Source organism: Novosphingobium sp., assembly GCF_024642085.1.
GTDB lineage: Bacteria > Pseudomonadota > Alphaproteobacteria > Sphingomonadales > Sphingomonadaceae > Novosphingobium.
Genome location: NZ_JAHEBV010000013.1, coordinates 15,597 through 32,291 on the forward strand (window position 1 = coordinate 15,597; position 16,695 = coordinate 32,291).

Annotated in this window: 18 protein-coding genes; 12 read left to right on the forward strand and 6 right to left on the reverse strand. The window is 61.9% G+C overall.

Annotated elements, in window-relative coordinates:
* Positions 1-69: 69 nt before the first annotated feature.
* Positions 70-696, forward strand: a complete 627-nt coding sequence (locus Q0L62_RS07345; RefSeq protein WP_296678433.1) for a DUF4126 domain-containing protein — start codon at positions 70-72, stop codon at positions 694-696.
* Between the two features lie 3 nt (positions 697-699).
* Here the strand turns inward: Q0L62_RS07345 and Q0L62_RS07350 are convergent, their stop codons facing one another.
* Entirely contained in the window at positions 700-1,944 is a 1,245-nt protein-coding gene (locus Q0L62_RS07350; protein ID WP_296678549.1) for a polyhydroxyalkanoate depolymerase, read from the reverse strand.
* Between the two features lie 255 nt (positions 1,945-2,199).
* Here Q0L62_RS07350 and Q0L62_RS07355 point away from each other — a divergent pair, with 255 nt between their 5' ends.
* The 5 genes from Q0L62_RS07355 (at position 2,200) to Q0L62_RS07375 (ending at position 8,050) form a co-directional block, all read left to right on the forward strand.
* The gene (locus tag Q0L62_RS07355; protein ID WP_296678551.1) at positions 2,200-3,936 is read left to right on the forward strand and encodes an ABC transporter transmembrane domain-containing protein; all 1,737 of its coding nucleotides are present in this window, start codon (positions 2,200-2,202) and stop codon (positions 3,934-3,936) included.
* A gap of 70 nt (positions 3,937-4,006) precedes the next feature.
* A complete protein-coding gene (locus tag Q0L62_RS07360; RefSeq protein ID WP_296678436.1) occupies positions 4,007-6,115 on the forward strand; it encodes a M13 family metallopeptidase in 2,109 nt (702 codons plus the stop codon).
* 46 nt (positions 6,116-6,161) lie between these two features.
* A complete protein-coding gene (locus Q0L62_RS07365) occupies positions 6,162-6,791 on the forward strand; it encodes a 2-hydroxychromene-2-carboxylate isomerase (protein WP_296678438.1) in 630 nt (209 codons plus the stop codon).
* A 33-nt stretch (positions 6,792-6,824) separates the two neighbouring features.
* On the forward strand, positions 6,825-7,634 hold the full coding sequence (locus Q0L62_RS07370) for an undecaprenyl-diphosphate phosphatase (protein WP_296678440.1): 810 nt from the start codon (positions 6,825-6,827) through the stop codon (positions 7,632-7,634).
* 116 nt (positions 7,635-7,750) lie between these two features.
* Complete coding sequence (locus tag Q0L62_RS07375) at positions 7,751-8,050, forward strand: hypothetical protein (RefSeq protein ID WP_296678443.1); 300 nt, start codon at positions 7,751-7,753, stop codon at positions 8,048-8,050.
* 76 nt (positions 8,051-8,126) lie between these two features.
* Here the strand turns inward: Q0L62_RS07375 and phhA are convergent, their stop codons facing one another.
* Positions 8,127-9,068: a phenylalanine 4-monooxygenase gene (gene phhA, locus Q0L62_RS07380; RefSeq protein WP_296678445.1), complete on the reverse strand. Its 942-nt coding sequence runs from the start codon at positions 9,066-9,068 to the stop codon at positions 8,127-8,129.
* A 104-nt stretch (positions 9,069-9,172) separates the two neighbouring features.
* On the opposite strand from phhA, the gene ppk2 reads away from it, so the two are divergent.
* The 6 genes from ppk2 (at position 9,173) to Q0L62_RS07410 (ending at position 14,030) form a co-directional block, all read left to right on the forward strand.
* Positions 9,173-9,952, forward strand: a complete 780-nt coding sequence (gene ppk2, locus Q0L62_RS07385) for a polyphosphate kinase 2 (RefSeq protein ID WP_296678447.1) — start codon at positions 9,173-9,175, stop codon at positions 9,950-9,952.
* A gap of 127 nt (positions 9,953-10,079) precedes the next feature.
* Entirely contained in the window at positions 10,080-10,247 is a 168-nt protein-coding gene (gene rpmG / locus Q0L62_RS07390) for a 50S ribosomal protein L33 (protein WP_086490179.1), read from the forward strand.
* A 52-nt stretch (positions 10,248-10,299) separates the two neighbouring features.
* Entirely contained in the window at positions 10,300-10,953 is a 654-nt protein-coding gene (locus tag Q0L62_RS07395; RefSeq protein ID WP_296678454.1) for an outer membrane lipoprotein carrier protein LolA, read from the forward strand.
* A 295-nt stretch (positions 10,954-11,248) separates the two neighbouring features.
* Positions 11,249-12,040: an exodeoxyribonuclease III gene (locus Q0L62_RS07400; protein WP_296678456.1), complete on the forward strand. Its 792-nt coding sequence runs from the start codon at positions 11,249-11,251 to the stop codon at positions 12,038-12,040.
* Between the two features lie 23 nt (positions 12,041-12,063).
* The gene (gene ribA / locus Q0L62_RS07405) at positions 12,064-13,095 is read left to right on the forward strand and encodes a GTP cyclohydrolase II (RefSeq protein ID WP_296678553.1); all 1,032 of its coding nucleotides are present in this window, start codon (positions 12,064-12,066) and stop codon (positions 13,093-13,095) included.
* 62 nt (positions 13,096-13,157) lie between these two features.
* Positions 13,158-14,030 carry a GyrI-like domain-containing protein gene (locus tag Q0L62_RS07410; RefSeq protein WP_296678459.1) on the forward strand — a complete coding sequence of 291 codons (873 nt, stop codon included), beginning with the start codon at positions 13,158-13,160 and terminating at the stop codon, positions 14,028-14,030.
* 4 nt (positions 14,031-14,034) lie between these two features.
* Here the strand turns inward: Q0L62_RS07410 and Q0L62_RS07415 are convergent, their stop codons facing one another.
* The 4 genes from Q0L62_RS07415 to Q0L62_RS07430 form a co-directional block, all read right to left on the reverse strand.
* Positions 14,035-14,982, reverse strand: a complete 948-nt coding sequence (locus Q0L62_RS07415) for a right-handed parallel beta-helix repeat-containing protein (RefSeq protein WP_296678460.1) — start codon at positions 14,980-14,982, stop codon at positions 14,035-14,037.
* Positions 14,983-15,056: 74 nt separating this feature from the next.
* On the reverse strand, positions 15,057-15,311 hold the full coding sequence (locus tag Q0L62_RS07420; protein ID WP_296678463.1) for a hypothetical protein: 255 nt from the start codon (positions 15,309-15,311) through the stop codon (positions 15,057-15,059).
* Positions 15,304-15,513 (reverse strand): toxin-antitoxin system HicB family antitoxin, encoded by a 210-nt coding sequence (locus Q0L62_RS07425; RefSeq protein ID WP_296678465.1) that lies wholly within the window; start codon positions 15,511-15,513, stop codon positions 15,304-15,306. The genes Q0L62_RS07420 and Q0L62_RS07425 overlap by 8 nt, the downstream gene beginning before the upstream one ends.
* A 9-nt stretch (positions 15,514-15,522) precedes the next feature.
* Complete coding sequence (locus tag Q0L62_RS07430) at positions 15,523-16,434, reverse strand: SPFH domain-containing protein (RefSeq protein WP_296678467.1); 912 nt, start codon at positions 16,432-16,434, stop codon at positions 15,523-15,525.
* Positions 16,435-16,695: the final 261 nt, after the last annotated feature.

Sequence of the window (16,695 nt, forward strand, 5' to 3'; positions counted from 1 at the left end):
CGCGGCCTTGCCATTTGCGGGGTTTGATCCCATCCTTCACCGCTAAAACGGGAAGGGGACCGGTGGCAAATGGCCGAACACCTTGGTATCATGGAAATACTTGGCGTTGCGGGCAGCGTCAGCCTGCTGGCGGGGTGGCGGCTTTACCTGTGCGTGCTGGCCACCGGCCTCGCCATGCGGTTTGGCGTTTTGCCGCTGCCCGAGCATCTGGCATCTTTGCAGGTGCTGGCAAATCCGTGGGTCATGGGCGTTGCCGGCCTGGCCGCGTTTCTTGAGTTTTTTGCCGATAAGGTGATCTGGCTCGACACTATCTGGGACACGATCCACACTCTGATCCGGCCGCTGGGCGGGGCCTTGCTGGCGCTGGCCGTTGTCGATCCGTCCGATCCCGCCACCCAGGCAATCGCATTTATTCTGGGCGGCGGGGCATCGCTGCTTGCTCATGGCGGTAAGGCCAGCGCGCGGGCTGTGGTCAACACCAGCCCCGAACCGTTCAGTAATGTTGCGGTGTCAGCGGTTGAGGATGTGGCGACGACAGGCCTGTTGTACCTTGCCTACAGCCACCCGGTTGTCGCCGGCATGGTGGCGTTCGTGCTGCTGGTACTGGCGGTCGCGCTGATGGTTATTGCCTGGCGGGTATTGCGCCGGATATTCCTGCGGGTGCCGCCCGAAGCAGTGGCTACGCCGTCCGGCTGACCATCAGGCGACCACCTTTAACGCCGGCCGGTCGAACCGGGCGATCCAGTCTTCCAGTACCGGGGCTATCTGGTCGCGCCAGCGGCTGCCGTTGAAGATGCCGTAGTGGCCCACTTCCGGGGCGAGCAGGTACTGTTTCTTTGTTTCAGCCAGCCCGGTGGCCAGGTGCAGCGCCGCCTTGGTCTGGCCGATCCCGGAAATGTCGTCACGCTCTCCCTCGACCGCCAGCAGCGCGGTATCGCTGATCTTGCCCAGATCGACCAGTTTGCCGCGATGAACGAAAGTCCCGTTAGGCAGCGAATGCTTCTGGAAAACCTCTTCCACCGTTTGCAGGTAGTATGATGCGTTAAGATCGCAGACCGAGCGGTATTCGTCATAGAACGCCTTGGTCGCATCGGCGCTTTCGCCGTCGCCGGCCACCAGATGCTTGAACAGGTGATAATGGCTTTGCATGTGGTTGCCCATGTTCATGCTCATGAACCCGGCAAGCTGCATGAAGCCTGGATAGACCCGGCGTCCGGCTCCTGGATATTGCAGCGGCACCGTTGCAATCACCGTGTGGCGGAACCATTCGATCGGCCGCTGCATGGCCAGATCGTTCACCGATGTCGGCGCCTCGCGCGTGTCAATCGGCCCGCCCATCATGGTCAGGGTCAGCGGACGGCATGCGTTCTTGGTATCGGCCATGATGGCAGCGGCGGCCAGGGTCGGGACCGAAGGCTGGCACACTGCAAGAGCATGCGCACCAGGGCCGATATGTTCGAAATAGTCGATCAGATAGTCGATGTAATCGTCCAGATCGAACTCGCCCGCGCTCAGCGGCACCATGCGCGCATCAGCCCAGTCGGTAACATAGACTTCGCAGCGCTCAATCATCCGCGCGACTGTTCCGCGCAGCAGCGTGGCGAAGTGCCCGCTCATCGGCGCGACGATCAGCAACCGCGGAGCATTGGCCGGCAAGCCCGTGTGGGTAAAGCGCAGCAGGTTGCCGAACGGCTTGTGCACGACGATCGCTTCGGTCACCGGAAAGGTCTGACCATCGACGGTAGCGGTTTCGATGTCGAATGCCGGCTTGCCATAATTGGCCGAAGCGTGGGCAAACACTTCTAATGCTGATGCAATCACCGGGCTGAAGCCATTGTAGCCGAACGGCAGGGCTGGGTTGCCCAGCATTTCCGCCCCGATCGAGGCCCAGCTACTGGCCGCGTTCATCCACGAGCGGTTAAGTTCGTACATCGTGTAAAGCACGGCGCTTTGGTTCCTTCCTGCGGGCCCCTTGCGGCCGTGGTGATCGGTCAACGTGGCGCGATTCGCTGGATTGTGCAATGCAATATATCGCGCCGCAGTGCACAAAGGGTCTGCAATTGAGACTTTCCCCGCAGCGCGGCTGTGCTAGGGCGCTGGACCATGAGTTCCCAGCCTCTTCCGGCCGACCCCGAAGCCCTGCCGGATAGCCCGGCGCTGCAGCCCGCCAAACCTGCGCGCACCCTGGGTCCGCTGCGCATGATCTGGCGCGAAACGGGCAAATACCCCCGGCAGGTTCTTTTTGCCCTGCTCGCACTGCTTGTCACCGCCACCGCAACCATCGGAATCCCCGCCAGTTTTCGGCTGATTATCGATCGCGGTTTTGCAGCAGGCGGCGATGTTGATGCGATCGGGCGGTGGTTCCGTTATCTGTTTCTGCTTGTGCTGGTGCTCGGCGCCGGAACCGCAAGCCGGTTCTACTTCGTATCCTGGCTGGGTGAGCGGGTTGTCGCTGATATCCGGCTGAAAGTGCAGGCAAACCTGCTGCGCCTGTCGCCCTCGTTCTTTGAGGCCAACAGCCCTAGCGAGATTTCCTCACGCATGACTGCGGATACAGCGCTTATCGAACAGGTGGTCGGCACCACGGTATCAGTCGCGCTGCGCAACCTGATTATGGGCACACTGGGCATCGGTTATCTGTTCGTTCTGGCGCCCAAGCTTGCGGCTGGATTGCTGATCGGCATACCACTCGTCATCCTGCCGATCATGATTTTCGGCCGCCGCGTCCGCTCGATTTCGCGCTCCAGCCAGGACCGGGTGGCCGACATTGGCACCATCGTGGCCGAAACGCTGGGCGGCATGCGGATCGTCCAGGCCTTCAATCAGGAACACCGCGAACTTGACCGTTTTGCCGGCGCGGTTGAGCGTACGTTTGAAACCGGACGTCGCCGCATCCGTTTGCGCGCCATCATGACGGCTTTGGCGATCACCGCCATTTTCGGCTCGATCGTGATGCTGGTGTGGCAGGGCGCGATCGGCGTGGCGCACGGCACAGTGACGGGGGGAACCATTTTTGCCTTTGTGGTTACGGCCGGGATCGTTGCCGGGGCCTTTGGCGCACTGACCGAAGTTTATGGCGATCTGCTGCGCGGAGCGGGGGCGGCCAGCCGCCTCAACGAACTGCTTAACGAAAAGCCTGCGATTGCTGCGCCGGCACGCCCGCTTGATCTGCCGCAGCCACCGCGCGGCAAGCTGGCTTTCGAGCATGTATCGTTCCGCTATCCCACTCGTCTAGATACCGCGGCGCTGGCCGATTTCTCGCTGGTGGTCGAACCGGGCGAGACGGTGGCAATTGTCGGTCCTTCCGGCGCCGGCAAATCGACCCTGTTCCAGCTGGCTGAGCGGTTTTATGATCCGCAGTCCGGTGCGATCAAGCTTGACGGGGTGCCGCTGACCGCCGCCGATCCCGCCGCAATTCGCCGCCGCATCGCGCTGGTTCCGCAAGAGGCGGTGCTGTTTGCCGCAACGGCGCGCGACAACCTGCGCTATGGCAACTGGGACGCGGACGAGGACGCGATCTGGGACGCGGCCCGCGCCGCCAATGCCGAAACGTTCCTGCGCGCGCTGCCGGAAGGGATCGATACCTTTCTGGGCGAGGGCGGGGCGCGACTGTCGGGCGGGCAGCGCCAGCGCATGGCGATTGCACGTGCCGTGCTTCGTGCCGCGCCGATCCTGCTGCTGGACGAGGCGACCAGCGCGCTGGATGCCGAAAGCGAACGGCTGGTGCAGGACGCGCTTGACCGGCTGATGGCAGACCGCACGACCCTCGTCATCGCCCACCGCCTGGCTACCGTGCGCGCGGCTGACCGGATCGTGGTGATGGATCATGGGCGGATAGTTGAAACCGGCACCCACGACACGCTGACCGCAGCCGGCGGCCTGTATGCCAGGTTGGCCAGTCTGCAATTCGACGAACGGTCCAGCCAGACCGGCTAGCGGCATTGGCCTGACGCGCAAGTATGGCTAGCCTGCGATCATAATAAAGGTCGCAAATCAGGGTGCATCCATGAAAATCCGTTACGCCGGCATCCTTGCCGCATCCGCGCTTGGTCTTACGCTGGCCGCGCCTGCTATCGCCCAAACTGCGCCGTCAGTCGATGTCGGGGTTTGGGGCTGGGGTATCCAGACTGCCAACGTTGACACCGCCGTAAGGCCGGGCAACGATTTTAACCAGTACGTCAACGGCAAGTGGCTGGCCGCGGCAGAAATTCCTGCTGACCGGACCGAAACTGGTGGCTTCATCGCTTTGCGTGATCTGTCCGAAGCGCGGATGAAAACGATCATGGATGAAGTGACGGGCACGCCGCAAGCAGCCGCCTCGCCGGGCGCGCGCGTGGCCGCAGCCTATAACGCGTTCATGAACACCGACGGCATCGAGGCAGCGGGTCTCGCTCCGGCCTATCCCGTGCTTCAGCGGATTTACGGCGCCAGGAACCTGGACGATCTGGCCGCGCTGTTCATGACCCCTGGCTTGGCGTCACCGGTGAACCTTGGTGTTGGACCGGACGGCAAGAACAGCAGCATCAACGCCTTGTCGGCACGTCAGGCTTCGCTGGGTCTGCCTGACCGCGACTATTATTTGGTCGATAGCGAGCGCAACCAGACCATCGTTGCCAAATACAAGGAATACCTGGCATTTTTGGCGGGCGAACTGACTTACACTGATCCGAAGGCCACGGCTGAAGCGGTGTTCCAGCTGGAAAAGCGTATGGCTGCGCAGAATTGGGACAGGGCGCTGGGGCGCAACCGTGATCTGACCTACAACAAGATCTCGATTGCCGAGTTTGCCGCGCTGGCGCCCGACGTGCCGCTGCGCCCGATGCTGGAACGCGCCGGCCTGGGCGCTGCGCAAGATATCATTGTCGCGCAGATGCCGCCGACCAGGGAAGAACTGATCGCAGCCAAGTACACCCCGGAAATGGCTGCCAAGCTGGGCGGCGGCGTACCGGCGCTGGCCCGGATGATCGCAACCGAACCGATGGCAACCTGGCAGGCATGGCTGGCCCTGCGCTTTATCGCATCCAAGGCGGCCGTGCTGCCCAAGCGGATCGATGATGCGAACTTTGCCTTCTACGGCACAACGCTCAGCGGGCAACCGCAGCAGCGTCCGCGCTGGAAACGGGCGATCGGTGCGGTTGAAGGCGCAGTCGGTGAATTGGCCGGGCAGGTCTATGCCCAGCGTTTTTTCCCGGCAGAAAACAAGGCCGCGATGGACCGTCTGGTCGGCAACCTGCGTGCGGCAATGGCGGTCAACCTGACGCAGCTTGAATGGATGGGCCCGGAAACGCGGGTCGCGGCCAAGGCCAAGCTGGACGCCTTCAATACCAAGATCGGCTACCCCGCCACATTCAAGACCTATGACGGGCTGGCGCTGGGCAGCGATGCCTTTGCCAACTCGCTGGCGGTCGATGCCTGGAACTATGCCGACAATATCGGCCGGTTGGGCAAGCCGGTCGACAAGGCGGAGTGGCTGATGTTCCCGCAAACGGTGAACGCATATTATCTGCCGACCGCGAATGAGATCGCTTTTCCCGCTGCGATCCTGCAGCCGCCGTTTTTTAACATATCGGCTGACGATGCGGTCAACTATGGTGCGATTGGCGGCGTGATCGGTCACGAGATCGGCCACGGCTTCGACGATCAGGGCGCCAAATCCGACGGGCAGGGCAACCTGCGCGATTGGTGGACCGCCAGCGACAAGGCCAATTTTGAACAGCTGACCGGAGCGCTGGTCGATCAATACAATGCGCTTTGCCCGTTCGATGACGGCAAGACCTGCGTCAACGGGCGCCTGACCCTGGGCGAAAACATCGGCGATCTGGGCGGGTTAAGCCTGGCCTATCGCGCCTACAAGATGTCGCTCAACGGCAAGGACGCCCCGGTGATCGACGGGTTGACCGGCGACCAGCGCTTTTTCATGGGCTGGGCTCAGGCCTTTAAAAGCAAAAGCCGCGAAGCTGCCGCCCGTCAGCAGCTCAAAACCGATCCGCATTCGCCCGATGAATACCGGATCAATGGCATCGTCCGAAATTTCGATGAATGGTACACCGCCTTCAACGTCCAACCGGGTGATGCACTTTATCTCCCCCCGGAAAAGCGTTTGCGCATCTGGTAAAGCCGCGGCGATCGGGCATGATGCGAGGCAAAGGGAGAGGACTGCCATGACCCGGCCCCGCATTGAGTTGTTCTTTGACGTGACATCACCGTGGACGTGGCTGGGCGTGTCAAACCTGGTGCCACTGGCTTTGCGACTGGGCGAAGAAATCACCTGGCGCCCGATCCTGGTCGGCGGTGTGTTTAACGCGGCAAACCAATCGGTCTATGCCGCGCGGGCCAATCCGGTCCCGGCCAAGGAAGCCTATTACGCCAAGGACTTGCTTGACTGGGCGCGGCTGGCCGGGCTGACCATCCGCTTCCCCTCGCCCGACCATCCGGTCAATGCCGTTCTGGTGATGCGCTGCTGCGTTGCCATGGCAGCGCGCGGCAAAATCCAGCCCTTCGCCTTTGCCGCGTTCGATGCATTGTGGGCGCACTGGCGCGACCTGACCGATCCTGCCGTGCTGGCCGCGTTCATATCCGCAGCAGGTGAGGACCCCGATATGATTCTGGCTGAAGCGTCCAGCGCCGAGGTCAAGGCGGGCTTGCGCGCCAATACCGAGGAACTGGTGGCGCGCGGCGGCTTCGGATCTCCGACGATTTTTGTCGACGAAACCGATATGTTCTTTGGTAACGATCGCCTGCCCTTGGTTGAGGCAGCGTTGCTGCGCCGCCGCAACGGTGACGCTGCTTGACTTGCGCCGTCCACTCGCGTTGAGCGGCAGCCCATGGATCTGATCATCACCGCAATACTGCTGGGCATCGTCGAAGGGCTGACCGAGTTTATCCCTGTATCCTCGACCGGACATCTGATCCTGGCATCCGAACTGTTCGGCTATGACGCGGCCACCTGGGCCGTGTTTAATGTCGTCATACAGCTGGGCGCGATCCTGGCTGTGGTGGTGCAATACTGGCGGACCTTCTGGGCGGTAGGCAAGGGCCTGCTGCGGCTGGAACGGATCAGCCTTATTTTCGTGCGCAACGTCTTGCTTGGTTTTCTGCCCTCTGCCGCTCTCGGACTTTTGCTCAAGGACCAGATCCGCGCTCTTCTGGGTAGTCCGCTGGTTGTAGCTTGGGCACTGATCGCAGGCGGGATCGCAATCCTGGCGATCGAACGTCTGGCCAAAACTGGACCAGCCAGCGGCGTGGCCCAGCTGCCCATGCGCCAGGCGCTGGGTGTCGGATTGTTTCAGTGCGTAGCGATGATTCCGGGTGTCAGCCGGTCGGGCGCGACGATCATGGGCGCGCTGGCTATGGGAATAGAACGTCGAACTGCGGCTGAATTCAGCTTTTTCCTTGCTATCCCGACCATGGTAGGCGCCACTGCGCTGGAACTGTGGGACAGCCGCGCCGAACTGATGGCCGGCGGCGGACCGGTGGGGTGGACGCATATCGCTGTCGGCTTTGCCGTGTCTTTTGTCGTCGCGCTGGCAGTGATCAAGGTGTTTGTTGCCTATGTCAGCCGGGCGGGCTTTGCGCCTTTCGCCTGGTACCGGATGGCAGCGGGCGGCCTTGCAATTTTCTTCCTGGCCCGATGAAAACATCGGGAACTAGTTTCCCCTTGGTTTGTTGATGTCCTGTTGGCGAGGGTTTGCCCGCCGCCAATGCGTTCAAGCGCACCCGATCCAGGTGGGCACCAACAAGGGATGAGATCATGAAGTCATTTTACAAGAGCGTTATGCTGGCCTCGACCGCAGCCATGGCCCTGGGCCTGACGGCTTGCGACAGCGCCAAGGAAAACGCTGACGAAGCAGCGGCACAGGCTGTGCGCGAATCCGGTGAAGCCGCTGAAGCGTCGATCAATGCATCGGCAGCTGCGATGGATGCGTCGGGTGCGACGACTGACCAGGTACAGGCCGTCGAAGCCAAGGGCGAAGCAGCAGCAGACGCTGCTGATGCCAAGGCTGACGCCATGGAAAACAAGGCTGACAAGATGGATGCCAAGCCTGAATAACTAGCACTTGCGCGCCCCTTCCGGGGGCACCGAGGGGCCGGCGGTTGCAGCGACCGCCGGCCTTTTTCTATTCAGGTCAGACCGGTGCGGCGCCGCTGCCCCGTCCGCCGCGCAGGAAATATTCCAGGGTGCCGCGGTGCAGGACGTCATCAATGTCGATTATGGCCGTGTTGGCATAAGTGAAGCCAGGGGCAAGGCTGCGGTAAAGCCGGTCGAAATCACGGTCGACAGTCTGGTGAAACAAATCGTCGAAGCTTTCGATGACGAAATAGGTCGGTTGCAGGTCATCGATCACATAGTCGGTGCGCATTACCCGGTCTACGTTGAGCATGATGCGATTGGGGCTTTGTGCCTCCAGGCAGAACACCGCCTCGGCCGGGCCGGACAGGATGCCCGCGCCATAAGCGCGCAAATCCGATCCTTCCAGAACGAGGCCGAACTCCACCGTGTACCAGTACAATGACCCCAGCGATTTCAGCCGGTTATAGCGCATCGCCTTCCAGCCGGCCCGGCCGTATTCCTGCATATAGTCGGCATAGGTCGGATCGGCCAGCATCGGAACATGGCCGAAGACGTCATGGAACACGTCGGGTTCCTGGATATAATCAAAGGTTTGGCGCGTCCGGATGAAGTTGCCGGCGGGAAAACGCCGGTTGGCCAGATGCCAGAAGAACACATGATCGGGGATCAGCATCGGCACGGGCACCACGCTCCAACCGGTCAGTGCATTCAGCTGTTCGGACAACCGGGCAAAATCCGGCACCCCGCTGCGTCCCAGCCCAAGCTTTTGCGTGCCAGCCAAGAAGGCGCTGGCCGCGCGGCCTGGCAGTATATCCATCTGCCGCGCGTACAGGTCGTTCCAGATGCCGTCCTCGTCGCTGGAATAGATCCGTTGCTGCGGTTCGATCCAATCTTCGCCGACATGGTCTGGCCGGTTGAGCGGCGCCGTGAATACAGCGGGATCGCCTTGCGGCAATCGGGCAAAGTCGGGCTCGTCAAGGGCAGGGGCTTGCGACATGGTTGCAGTTGTAACTTTTCCAAAGCGGGACAGCAACGCCGTTTGCGGCCCGTTGCTAAGGGCGCGCGCTTGGCGCAAGCTGTGCGTTTAAGGGATGGCCATTCATGAAACGCTTAAAGCGCAAAAAGTTCGATACGTTCTACGCCCCGCTTGAGGAAGAACTGGTGGCGATGGCGCGCTGGGTCGCCAAGACCGGTGCGCGCGTTCTGGTCATATTTGAAGGGCGCGACACCGCCGGCAAGGGCGGGGCAATCGAAGCGGTACGTTCTCCGTTAAATCCGCGTCAATGCCGTACGGTGGCGCTGACCAAGCCGAGCGACCGCGAAAAGACCGAGTGGTATTTCCAGCGCTATGTCGCACATTTGCCAGCAGCGGGCGAAATCGTGCTGTTTGACCGCAGCTGGTACAACCGGGCCGGTGTTGAAAAGGTCATGGGCTACGCCACGGATAAAGAGGTTCAGGCTTTTTTGGCTCAGGTTCCGCGGTTTGAGGATCTGCTGATTGATGACGGGGTTTTGCTGTTCAAATATTGGCTGACGACAGATCAGGACAAGCAGGAGGAGCGGTTCGCCGAGCGCCTCGATGATCCGCTCAAACGCTGGAAGCTGTCGCCGATCGATCTGGCCGCGCGCGAGAAGTATGCTGACTACACCAAGGCGCGCGAGGCTATGCTCAAAGCGACCCACAGCGACAAGGCGCCTTGGACGCTGGTCGATTTCAACGATCAGCGCCGGGGCCGCCTGACCCTGATTCGCGACCTGCTCGACCGGCTGCCCGACACGGCAGTTGCGCCCGATGATCTTGTTCTGGCGCCACTGGGCCACGAGCCGTTGGTGGAAGACTATGCGGTATTGCAGCCGATCGCGACCTACAGGCCCGATTGAGCCGCGCCGAGCCTTGACTTTCAGCCCGCGCTGACGCATTGGCGCGACCTTCCGGGGCGGCGCTTGCGTGCCGCCTCAACAGTTTCAGGGGCCTTCGCGCCCGAATCGAGAGTTCAGGACAAGAGCCATGGCGAAGCCCGCAACCGTCAAGATCCGGCTGGTCTCCACCGCCGACACCGGCTTCTTCTACGTCACGAAGAAGAATCCGCGCAACACGACCGAGAAGATGACCTTCCGCAAGTATGACCCGGTCGTGCGCAAGCATGTCGAGTTCAAGGAAGCGAAGATCAAGTAAGGAACCCCGGGGTTCATTCAGAGTTCAAGCCCCGTTCCTTAACGGAGTTGGCATGAACAGCTTGATTTCCAAAACCCGCCTTATCGCATGTGCCGCCGTTTCGGCGGTGCTCGTCGTTTCCGCCAGCCAACCTTCCGCCGTGCTGGCGCAGGGTGCCGCCACACAGGGTGACCTGGCTCAGGCAGTCGGTGCGCTGCGCGGTATTTCGACCTTGCGCGCCGATTTCGTCCAGACCGATCGCAATGGCAAACGGATGGGCGGTGTGCTGACCTTGAAGCGCCCGGGCCGGATCCGGTTCCAATATGAAAAGGGCGTCCCGATCCTGGTCGTGTCCGATGGATCGGCCCTTACTTTCGTCGACTATTCGGTGCGCCAGGTGCAACGCTGGCCGATCAAGAACAGTCCGCTGGGCGCGCTGCTTGATCCGAACCGCGACGTCATGAAGTACGGAAGGCTGGTTCCGGTCGGCAATCCGAACGTGGTCGGAATCGAAGTGCGTGACAAGGGCCATCCGGAATACGGGATCATTACCCTGATGTTCGTGCGCAAGGGATCGGCGCCAGGCGGCCTTGAACTGTCGAGCTGGGCCTCGCTCGACTCGCAGAATAACCGCACCGTGATCAACCTCAGTAATCACCGGTATGGCGCGGCGGTTCCTGACAATACGTTCAAGTTCAACGACCCGCGCAGTGCCACTCGTCGATGAGGGCGAACGGCCCATCGTGGGCCGTGTGCTGGCTGCGACAAACTGCGACAAATCTGGCGCGATTGTTCATGGGCCAGCAAGCCAAATCGGCCTAGAACCGTGAGTGACGGCGCGACCTGAGGCGGGTTTCCCCCCTGTTGCCCGCACCTCCAGTGAGGGCGCACCGTCAAAGCGTGACGAACGCACAAAGGAACCCTCGGTCCAATGCCCCCGGACCGAGGGTTTTCTTTCGGCATGTTGACGTGCACTTGCCGCTGCCCTTGCCGCACTGCGCCTTCGCACCTAAAGCCGGGCCATGGTTTCTCTAGCTACCTGGAACATCAATTCTGTCCGTCTGCGCGCCAATCAGGTGGCGCGATTTCTGATCCAGGAGCAGCCCGATGTGCTGTGCTTGCAAGAAATCAAGACCGAGGAAAAGCACTTCCCCCATGAGGTGTTCGAGGACCTGGGATATACCCACCGCGCTGTCCACGGGCAAAAAGGCTATCACGGGGTGGCGACAGTAAGCCGCATTCCCTTTCGCGAGCTGGATCGCCATGACTGGCAAGCCAATGGCGAGGCGCGGCATGTCGGCGTGGAGCTGCTGGGAGCCGGGCAGGGTATGGTAATTGAAAACGTCTACATCCCAGCTGGCGGGGATGTGCCGGACCGTGAGCAGAACGTGAAGTTCGGCCAGAAGCTGGACTTCCTCGAACGCATGGCCTTCTGGGCCGACAAACTGGACTGCCCGACCGTGATCACCGGCGATTTCAACATCGCCCCGCTGGATTGCGACGTCTATGATCACAAGGCGCTGCTGAAGGTTGTCAGCCACACCCCGATAGAGATCGAAGCACTCGAACGCTTTCGCACCGCGCACGGCTTTGCCGATCTGGGCCGCAAGCACATTCCTGCTCCGGAACGGAACTATTCGTGGTGGTCGTACCGCACCTACTGGCAGGACAAGGATCGCGGACGGCGGCTCGATCACATGTGGGCCTCGCCCGATCTGGCCGCACAATCGCGCAGTCACCGGCTGGTCGAAGAAACCCGTAAATGGGAACAGCCGAGCGATCACATTCCGTTGGTGACGGAGTTTGATCTGTGACCAGCCCGGCGCGGCGGGTGGCCATGGCGCTGGATGCGCTGCGCCATGGCTGGCCGATTGCAGTCGAAGGCGGAGCGATGCTGCTGCCGGCAGAGACCGGTTTTGCCCCAGGGGCGACCAGTGCGACCATGCTGATCAGCGCGGCGCGCGCCGGCACGCTCAAACTGGCCAACCAGCGTGAAGCAGCCGAGCCACACGCCCCGGTGCTGATCCGCGCTGCCGAGCCATTCGACCTGGCCCAGGCGCGGGCGCTGGCCGATCCGGCGCTGGATTTGCGTTATCCCATGAAAGGGCCGTTCCGTGCCGAGCATCTTGGTTGGTCCGAAGCCGCCGCCGCGGCCATGGATCTGGCGCGGCTGGCCGGTATCCTCCCGGCCTTTCTGGTCGATCCCGGCAACGGCGGCGAGGCGCAGGGCGTGTCGGCGCAGGATCTGTCGGTTTGGCAGGACACATCTGCGCTGTCCGTCGCTGCGCGCGCGCGCTTACCTGTTGCCGCTGCCGATGACGCCGAGATCGTCGCCTTCCGTTCGGCAGACGACCTGCGCGAACATGTTGCGCTGGTAATCGGCCAGCGCTCGGGCGACCGGGCGCCTTTGGTCCGGCTTCATTCCGAATGTCTGACTGGCGATATCCTTGGCAGCCTGAAATGCGATTGCGGCCCGCAGCTTGATGCCGCATTGGCGGCGATGGCCGAAGAGGCCACCAAGGGCGGCTGGGGTGTGCTGCTTTACCTGCGCCAGGAAGGGCGCGGCATCGGCCTCATCAACAAGCTGCGCGCTTACCAGTTGCAAGACCAGGGTTTCGATACCATCGACGCCAACAACCGTCTGGGCCTGCCGACCGAAGCGCGCGACTTTCCCGTGGCGGCAAGGATGCTTGACTTGCTCGGCGTCGGCGCGATCCGGCTGATGACCAACAATCCGGCCAAGGTCGCGGCGCTCGAAGCGGCGGGTGTCACGGTGTCCGAACGGGTTCCGCACCAGCTTCCGGCCAATCCTCACAATGTCCGCTACCTGGCCACCAAGCGCGACCGTAGCGGGCATTTGTTTAAATAGAGCATTCCCGGACAGGCATCGCCGGACTGCGCAGGTTATAACGGGCCTGTCAGGAGGAAAGGATGAACGCGGTTCGGAAAGCAGCTTATCTTCAGCGAATGGTGCGCGTGCTCATGCATATCGATGCGCATCTGTACGAACCGCTGAAGGTTGGGCGTCTGGCCGAGGTTGCGGCGTTTTCGCCATTCCACTTTCAGCGGCAATTTTCCGCGCTTTATGGGATCACTGTCGGCGCTTATGAGCGGGCACTGCGGCTCAAACGCGCGGGGATGCAGCTTGCGTTCCGGCAGGACACGGTCACCCAGATCGCCATCGACGCGGGCTATGAAGGCAATGAAGCCTTTGCCCGCGCCCTGCGCAACTGGCTTGATCAAACGCCAACCGGACTGCGTGATCTGCCCGATTGGGAATCCTGGCACGCGGCACTAGCGCCGCTGGCAAATGTCAGGAGGACATACATGACTGCATCCTATTCGCTGGACGACGTGCGCATTGTCGACTTCCCCGCCACGCCCGTGGTGATCCTTACCCACCGCGGCAGTCCGCTGCGTATCGGCGATTCGATCCGTCAGCTGATCGAATGGCGCCGCGCCAACAATCTGCCGCCGTCGAAGGCCGCGACCTTCAATATCTTTCGGGGCGATCCGGACGAGGTTCTGCCCGAGGCATTCCGAATGGACCTTGCCGTGGCAACGCAATGCCAACCAGGTGACGGAATGGTGCGCGTCGAAATCTCTGGCGGCCGCTGTGCAGTACTGCGCCAGATTGGATCAGGGGATGACTTGCGAGCAGCTTTCGCCTTTCTGTATGGCGACTGGTGGCCTGAAAGCGGAGAAGAGGCGCGCGATGCGCCGCCCTTTGCCCAACGCATAAGCTTCTTTCCCGATGTCGCCGAACACCTGGCCGTGACCGACCTGTTCCTGCCGCTGAAGTAACTGTTCAGCGTTTCTCGTAGCGCTTGAGCTTGGCGCTAAGCGTGTTGGTTCCGATCCGGGTGACTTCGCCTGACCAGTCGGCAACGAACACGCTGGGCCAGGTCACCGCCGGGGACATGCGGGCATCGTTGGCTTCGATCACCAGACCCGAACTGTCGTGCTGGCGCCCTTCGGGTGCGACAGTGATGAAGGCCGAATGGTTTTCCTTGTCCGCGCCCTGGACAAACCAGTTGCCGGCAATCCGGCCCGATGCGCCGCCGGGCAGGTCGATCATGTAATTGGTGCCTTTGCCGGCGCTGTCATCGAAACTGCAATTGCGCACGTCGATCCTGCCTGCCCGGCTTTTCAGGTAATGGCCGCCGTGCCCTGCTTCAAAGCGGCTTCGCGTGACGCGGACAAGGCCGTAATTGCCGGTATAGACCGCATGGGCGCAGCCGCCCGGTCCCTCGCAGGTGCCGAGCCGGGTGAACGTTGACTTGTCGATGCTGAGTGTTGCCGATTGATCATCGCCGGTCAGGATGCCCTGTTGGCTGTCGCGGAACCAGGACTGGCTGACCGTAAGCGCGCCCTTTTCAAGCCGAATGCCGGCACCATTGAAATCGGACACTTTGATATTGGCGAAAACCAGCCCTTCGACCCGGGCGCTGCGGCCGCGCAGCACCAGTGCCGCCTTGCCCTCGCAGGCCGTCCCGTCGAACACCGCCTGGCCATTTACCGCGGCGACAAAGGCGATCTCGCCCGCGGTCTGCACCGCGCAATCGGCGTGGCGACCGCTGGCGACACGGATCGTGCCGGTGCCCTCGCCGATCGCGTTGACCGCGTCCTGCAAACGCGAAAAGCCCTGTCCGGTCTCGGCCAGCACATAGGGCGCGCCTTGCTGGGCCTGCGACATGGCGGGAAGGGCGATAGCCAGTGCCAGCGTGGCGGCGGAAAGGGTGATGGGTTTCAGCATGACCGCAGACTACCATCGGCATGTAGATAAAGGGTAAAGCCAGTTGGGCGGTGTCCCGGCTGGGGACAGGTGGCTTATTCCCGATCGCCCCAGCGCCATTTCCAGCCGCCGCGCGTCTTGGCGATCATCAGCGGTAGCGGGACCATGATGATCACCAGCAGCGCGGCAACCTGCGCCGTCTCGTTGCCATCAAGAAACCATACCGCGCTTCCCGCCAGCACTATCTGCGTTATCAACATCAGCCAGCCTTGCCAGGCAATCGGCATCCCCGCCCCAAAGCCATAGCGATGCGGGGCAAACCAGGCATTGTCGTAGCGGCGGTCATCCATCGGACGTCTCCTTGGGCGGGCGCCCGCGCCGCACAGGTTCGGGCAGGGCCACCTTGGTGCCGCGCCGGGCCAGCGCTTCGCGCAGCAGCACCTCGATCTGAATGTTGACCGAGCGCAAGTCCCCCGCTGCCGAACGTTCCAGCGCCGCATAGAGCGCAGGATCGAGCCGGAGCGGGAAAGCCTTGCGGATCTGCGGGGGCACGGGTCTGGCTTACTGGTAAAGTGAGCCGGTGTTGACCACGGGCTGTGTATCACGTTCACCGCACAGCACGACCATCAGGTTGCTGACCATCGCAGCCTTACGCTCGTCATCCAGGTGGACGACGCCCTTTTCGGACAGCATCGCCAGCGCCATCTCGACCATGCCGACCGCGCCTTCGACCAGGGTCTTGCGCGCGGCGACCACCGCCTCGGCCTGCTGGCGGCGGAGCATCGCCCCGGCGATTTCCTGCGCGTAGGCCAGATGGGTAAAGCCGCATTCGTCAACCGTAATCCCGGCCATCGTCAGCCGCGCGATCAGTTCCTTGCGCAGTTCCACCCCGACCTCGTCGTGATTGCCGCGAAGGGTCACTTCGGAGTGGGTGAAATCGTCATAGGGATAGCGCGAGCCGATGGTCCGCACCGCGGCTTCGATCTGGACCATGACGAAGGCCTTGTAATCATCGACGTCGTAAAGCGCCTGGGCCGTATCAGTTACCCGCCACACCACCTGAGCCGCCATCTCGATCGGGTTGCCGCGCAGATCGTTGACCTTGATCTTGTCGGAAACCAGGTTGTTGGCGCGGACAGAGATCTTGGTCTTGCCCATCCAGGGCCAGACCCAGCGCAAACCGGTGCTGCGATCGGTGCCGCTGTACGATCCAAACAGTGTAATTGCGGCGGCCTGGTTGGGCTGGATCATATAGAACCCGCTGGCGAGGATGATCAGGGCCAGAACGCTGAGCCCGGTCGACACCAGGAAGCCAAATACCGCGCTATCATCCGGGTTGCTGCCGGCAAAGGCTATGATCCGCCAGATGGTCAGGCCCAGCAGCGCCAGGAAGGCGACGAAGATGAGGTAACCGCTGGTGCTCCACGCTCGCCGTTCCAGGCTAGCGGTCATCGGTGCATGCGAATCGGTCATCGAAGTTCCCCTTAAATTGATATCATATTAATATCAGCTTAGCGGGCCTTGTCAAAAGTTCTTGAAACACGCCGGTTTCGTTCCCATTATAAGATCCGCGGGACCGGGCCCCTCTGGCGCGGCATTTGCCCAATTGGGAAATGCTTGCGTGATGTCGGACCGCATCGGATGTTGCCGATGCCGTGGTCCGGGTTCTTGTCCCCCTCCTTAAGCATCTGCGGCCTGGCTCGGCACATCCGATCGTACAAAAACTAAGTGCGA

Coding starts and splice junctions, on each gene's coding strand:
- Q0L62_RS07345 (WP_296678433.1), top strand. CDS start 70: ATGGCCGAACACCTTGGTATCATGGAAATACTTGGCGTTGCGGGCAGC.
- Q0L62_RS07355 (WP_296678551.1), top strand. CDS start 2,200: ATGATCTGGCGCGAAACGGGCAAATACCCCCGGCAGGTTCTTTTTGCC.
- Q0L62_RS07360 (WP_296678436.1), top strand. CDS start 4,007: ATGAAAATCCGTTACGCCGGCATCCTTGCCGCATCCGCGCTTGGTCTT.
- Q0L62_RS07365 (WP_296678438.1), top strand. CDS start 6,162: ATGACCCGGCCCCGCATTGAGTTGTTCTTTGACGTGACATCACCGTGG.
- Q0L62_RS07370 (WP_296678440.1), top strand. CDS start 6,825: ATGGATCTGATCATCACCGCAATACTGCTGGGCATCGTCGAAGGGCTG.
- Q0L62_RS07375 (WP_296678443.1), top strand. CDS start 7,751: ATGAAGTCATTTTACAAGAGCGTTATGCTGGCCTCGACCGCAGCCATG.
- phhA (WP_296678445.1), bottom strand. CDS start 9,068: ATGTCGCAAGCCCCTGCCCTTGACGAGCCCGACTTTGCCCGATTGCCG.
- ppk2 (WP_296678447.1), top strand. CDS start 9,173: ATGAAACGCTTAAAGCGCAAAAAGTTCGATACGTTCTACGCCCCGCTT.
- rpmG (WP_086490179.1), top strand. CDS start 10,080: ATGGCGAAGCCCGCAACCGTCAAGATCCGGCTGGTCTCCACCGCCGAC.
- Q0L62_RS07395 (WP_296678454.1), top strand. CDS start 10,300: ATGAACAGCTTGATTTCCAAAACCCGCCTTATCGCATGTGCCGCCGTT.
- Q0L62_RS07400 (WP_296678456.1), top strand. CDS start 11,249: ATGGTTTCTCTAGCTACCTGGAACATCAATTCTGTCCGTCTGCGCGCC.
- ribA (WP_296678553.1), top strand. CDS start 12,064: ATGGCGCTGGATGCGCTGCGCCATGGCTGGCCGATTGCAGTCGAAGGC.
- Q0L62_RS07410 (WP_296678459.1), top strand. CDS start 13,158: ATGAACGCGGTTCGGAAAGCAGCTTATCTTCAGCGAATGGTGCGCGTG.
- Q0L62_RS07415 (WP_296678460.1), bottom strand. CDS start 14,982: ATGCTGAAACCCATCACCCTTTCCGCCGCCACGCTGGCACTGGCTATC.
- Q0L62_RS07420 (WP_296678463.1), bottom strand. CDS start 15,311: ATGGATGACCGCCGCTACGACAATGCCTGGTTTGCCCCGCATCGCTAT.
- Q0L62_RS07430 (WP_296678467.1), bottom strand. CDS start 16,434: ATGACCGATTCGCATGCACCGATGACCGCTAGCCTGGAACGGCGAGCG.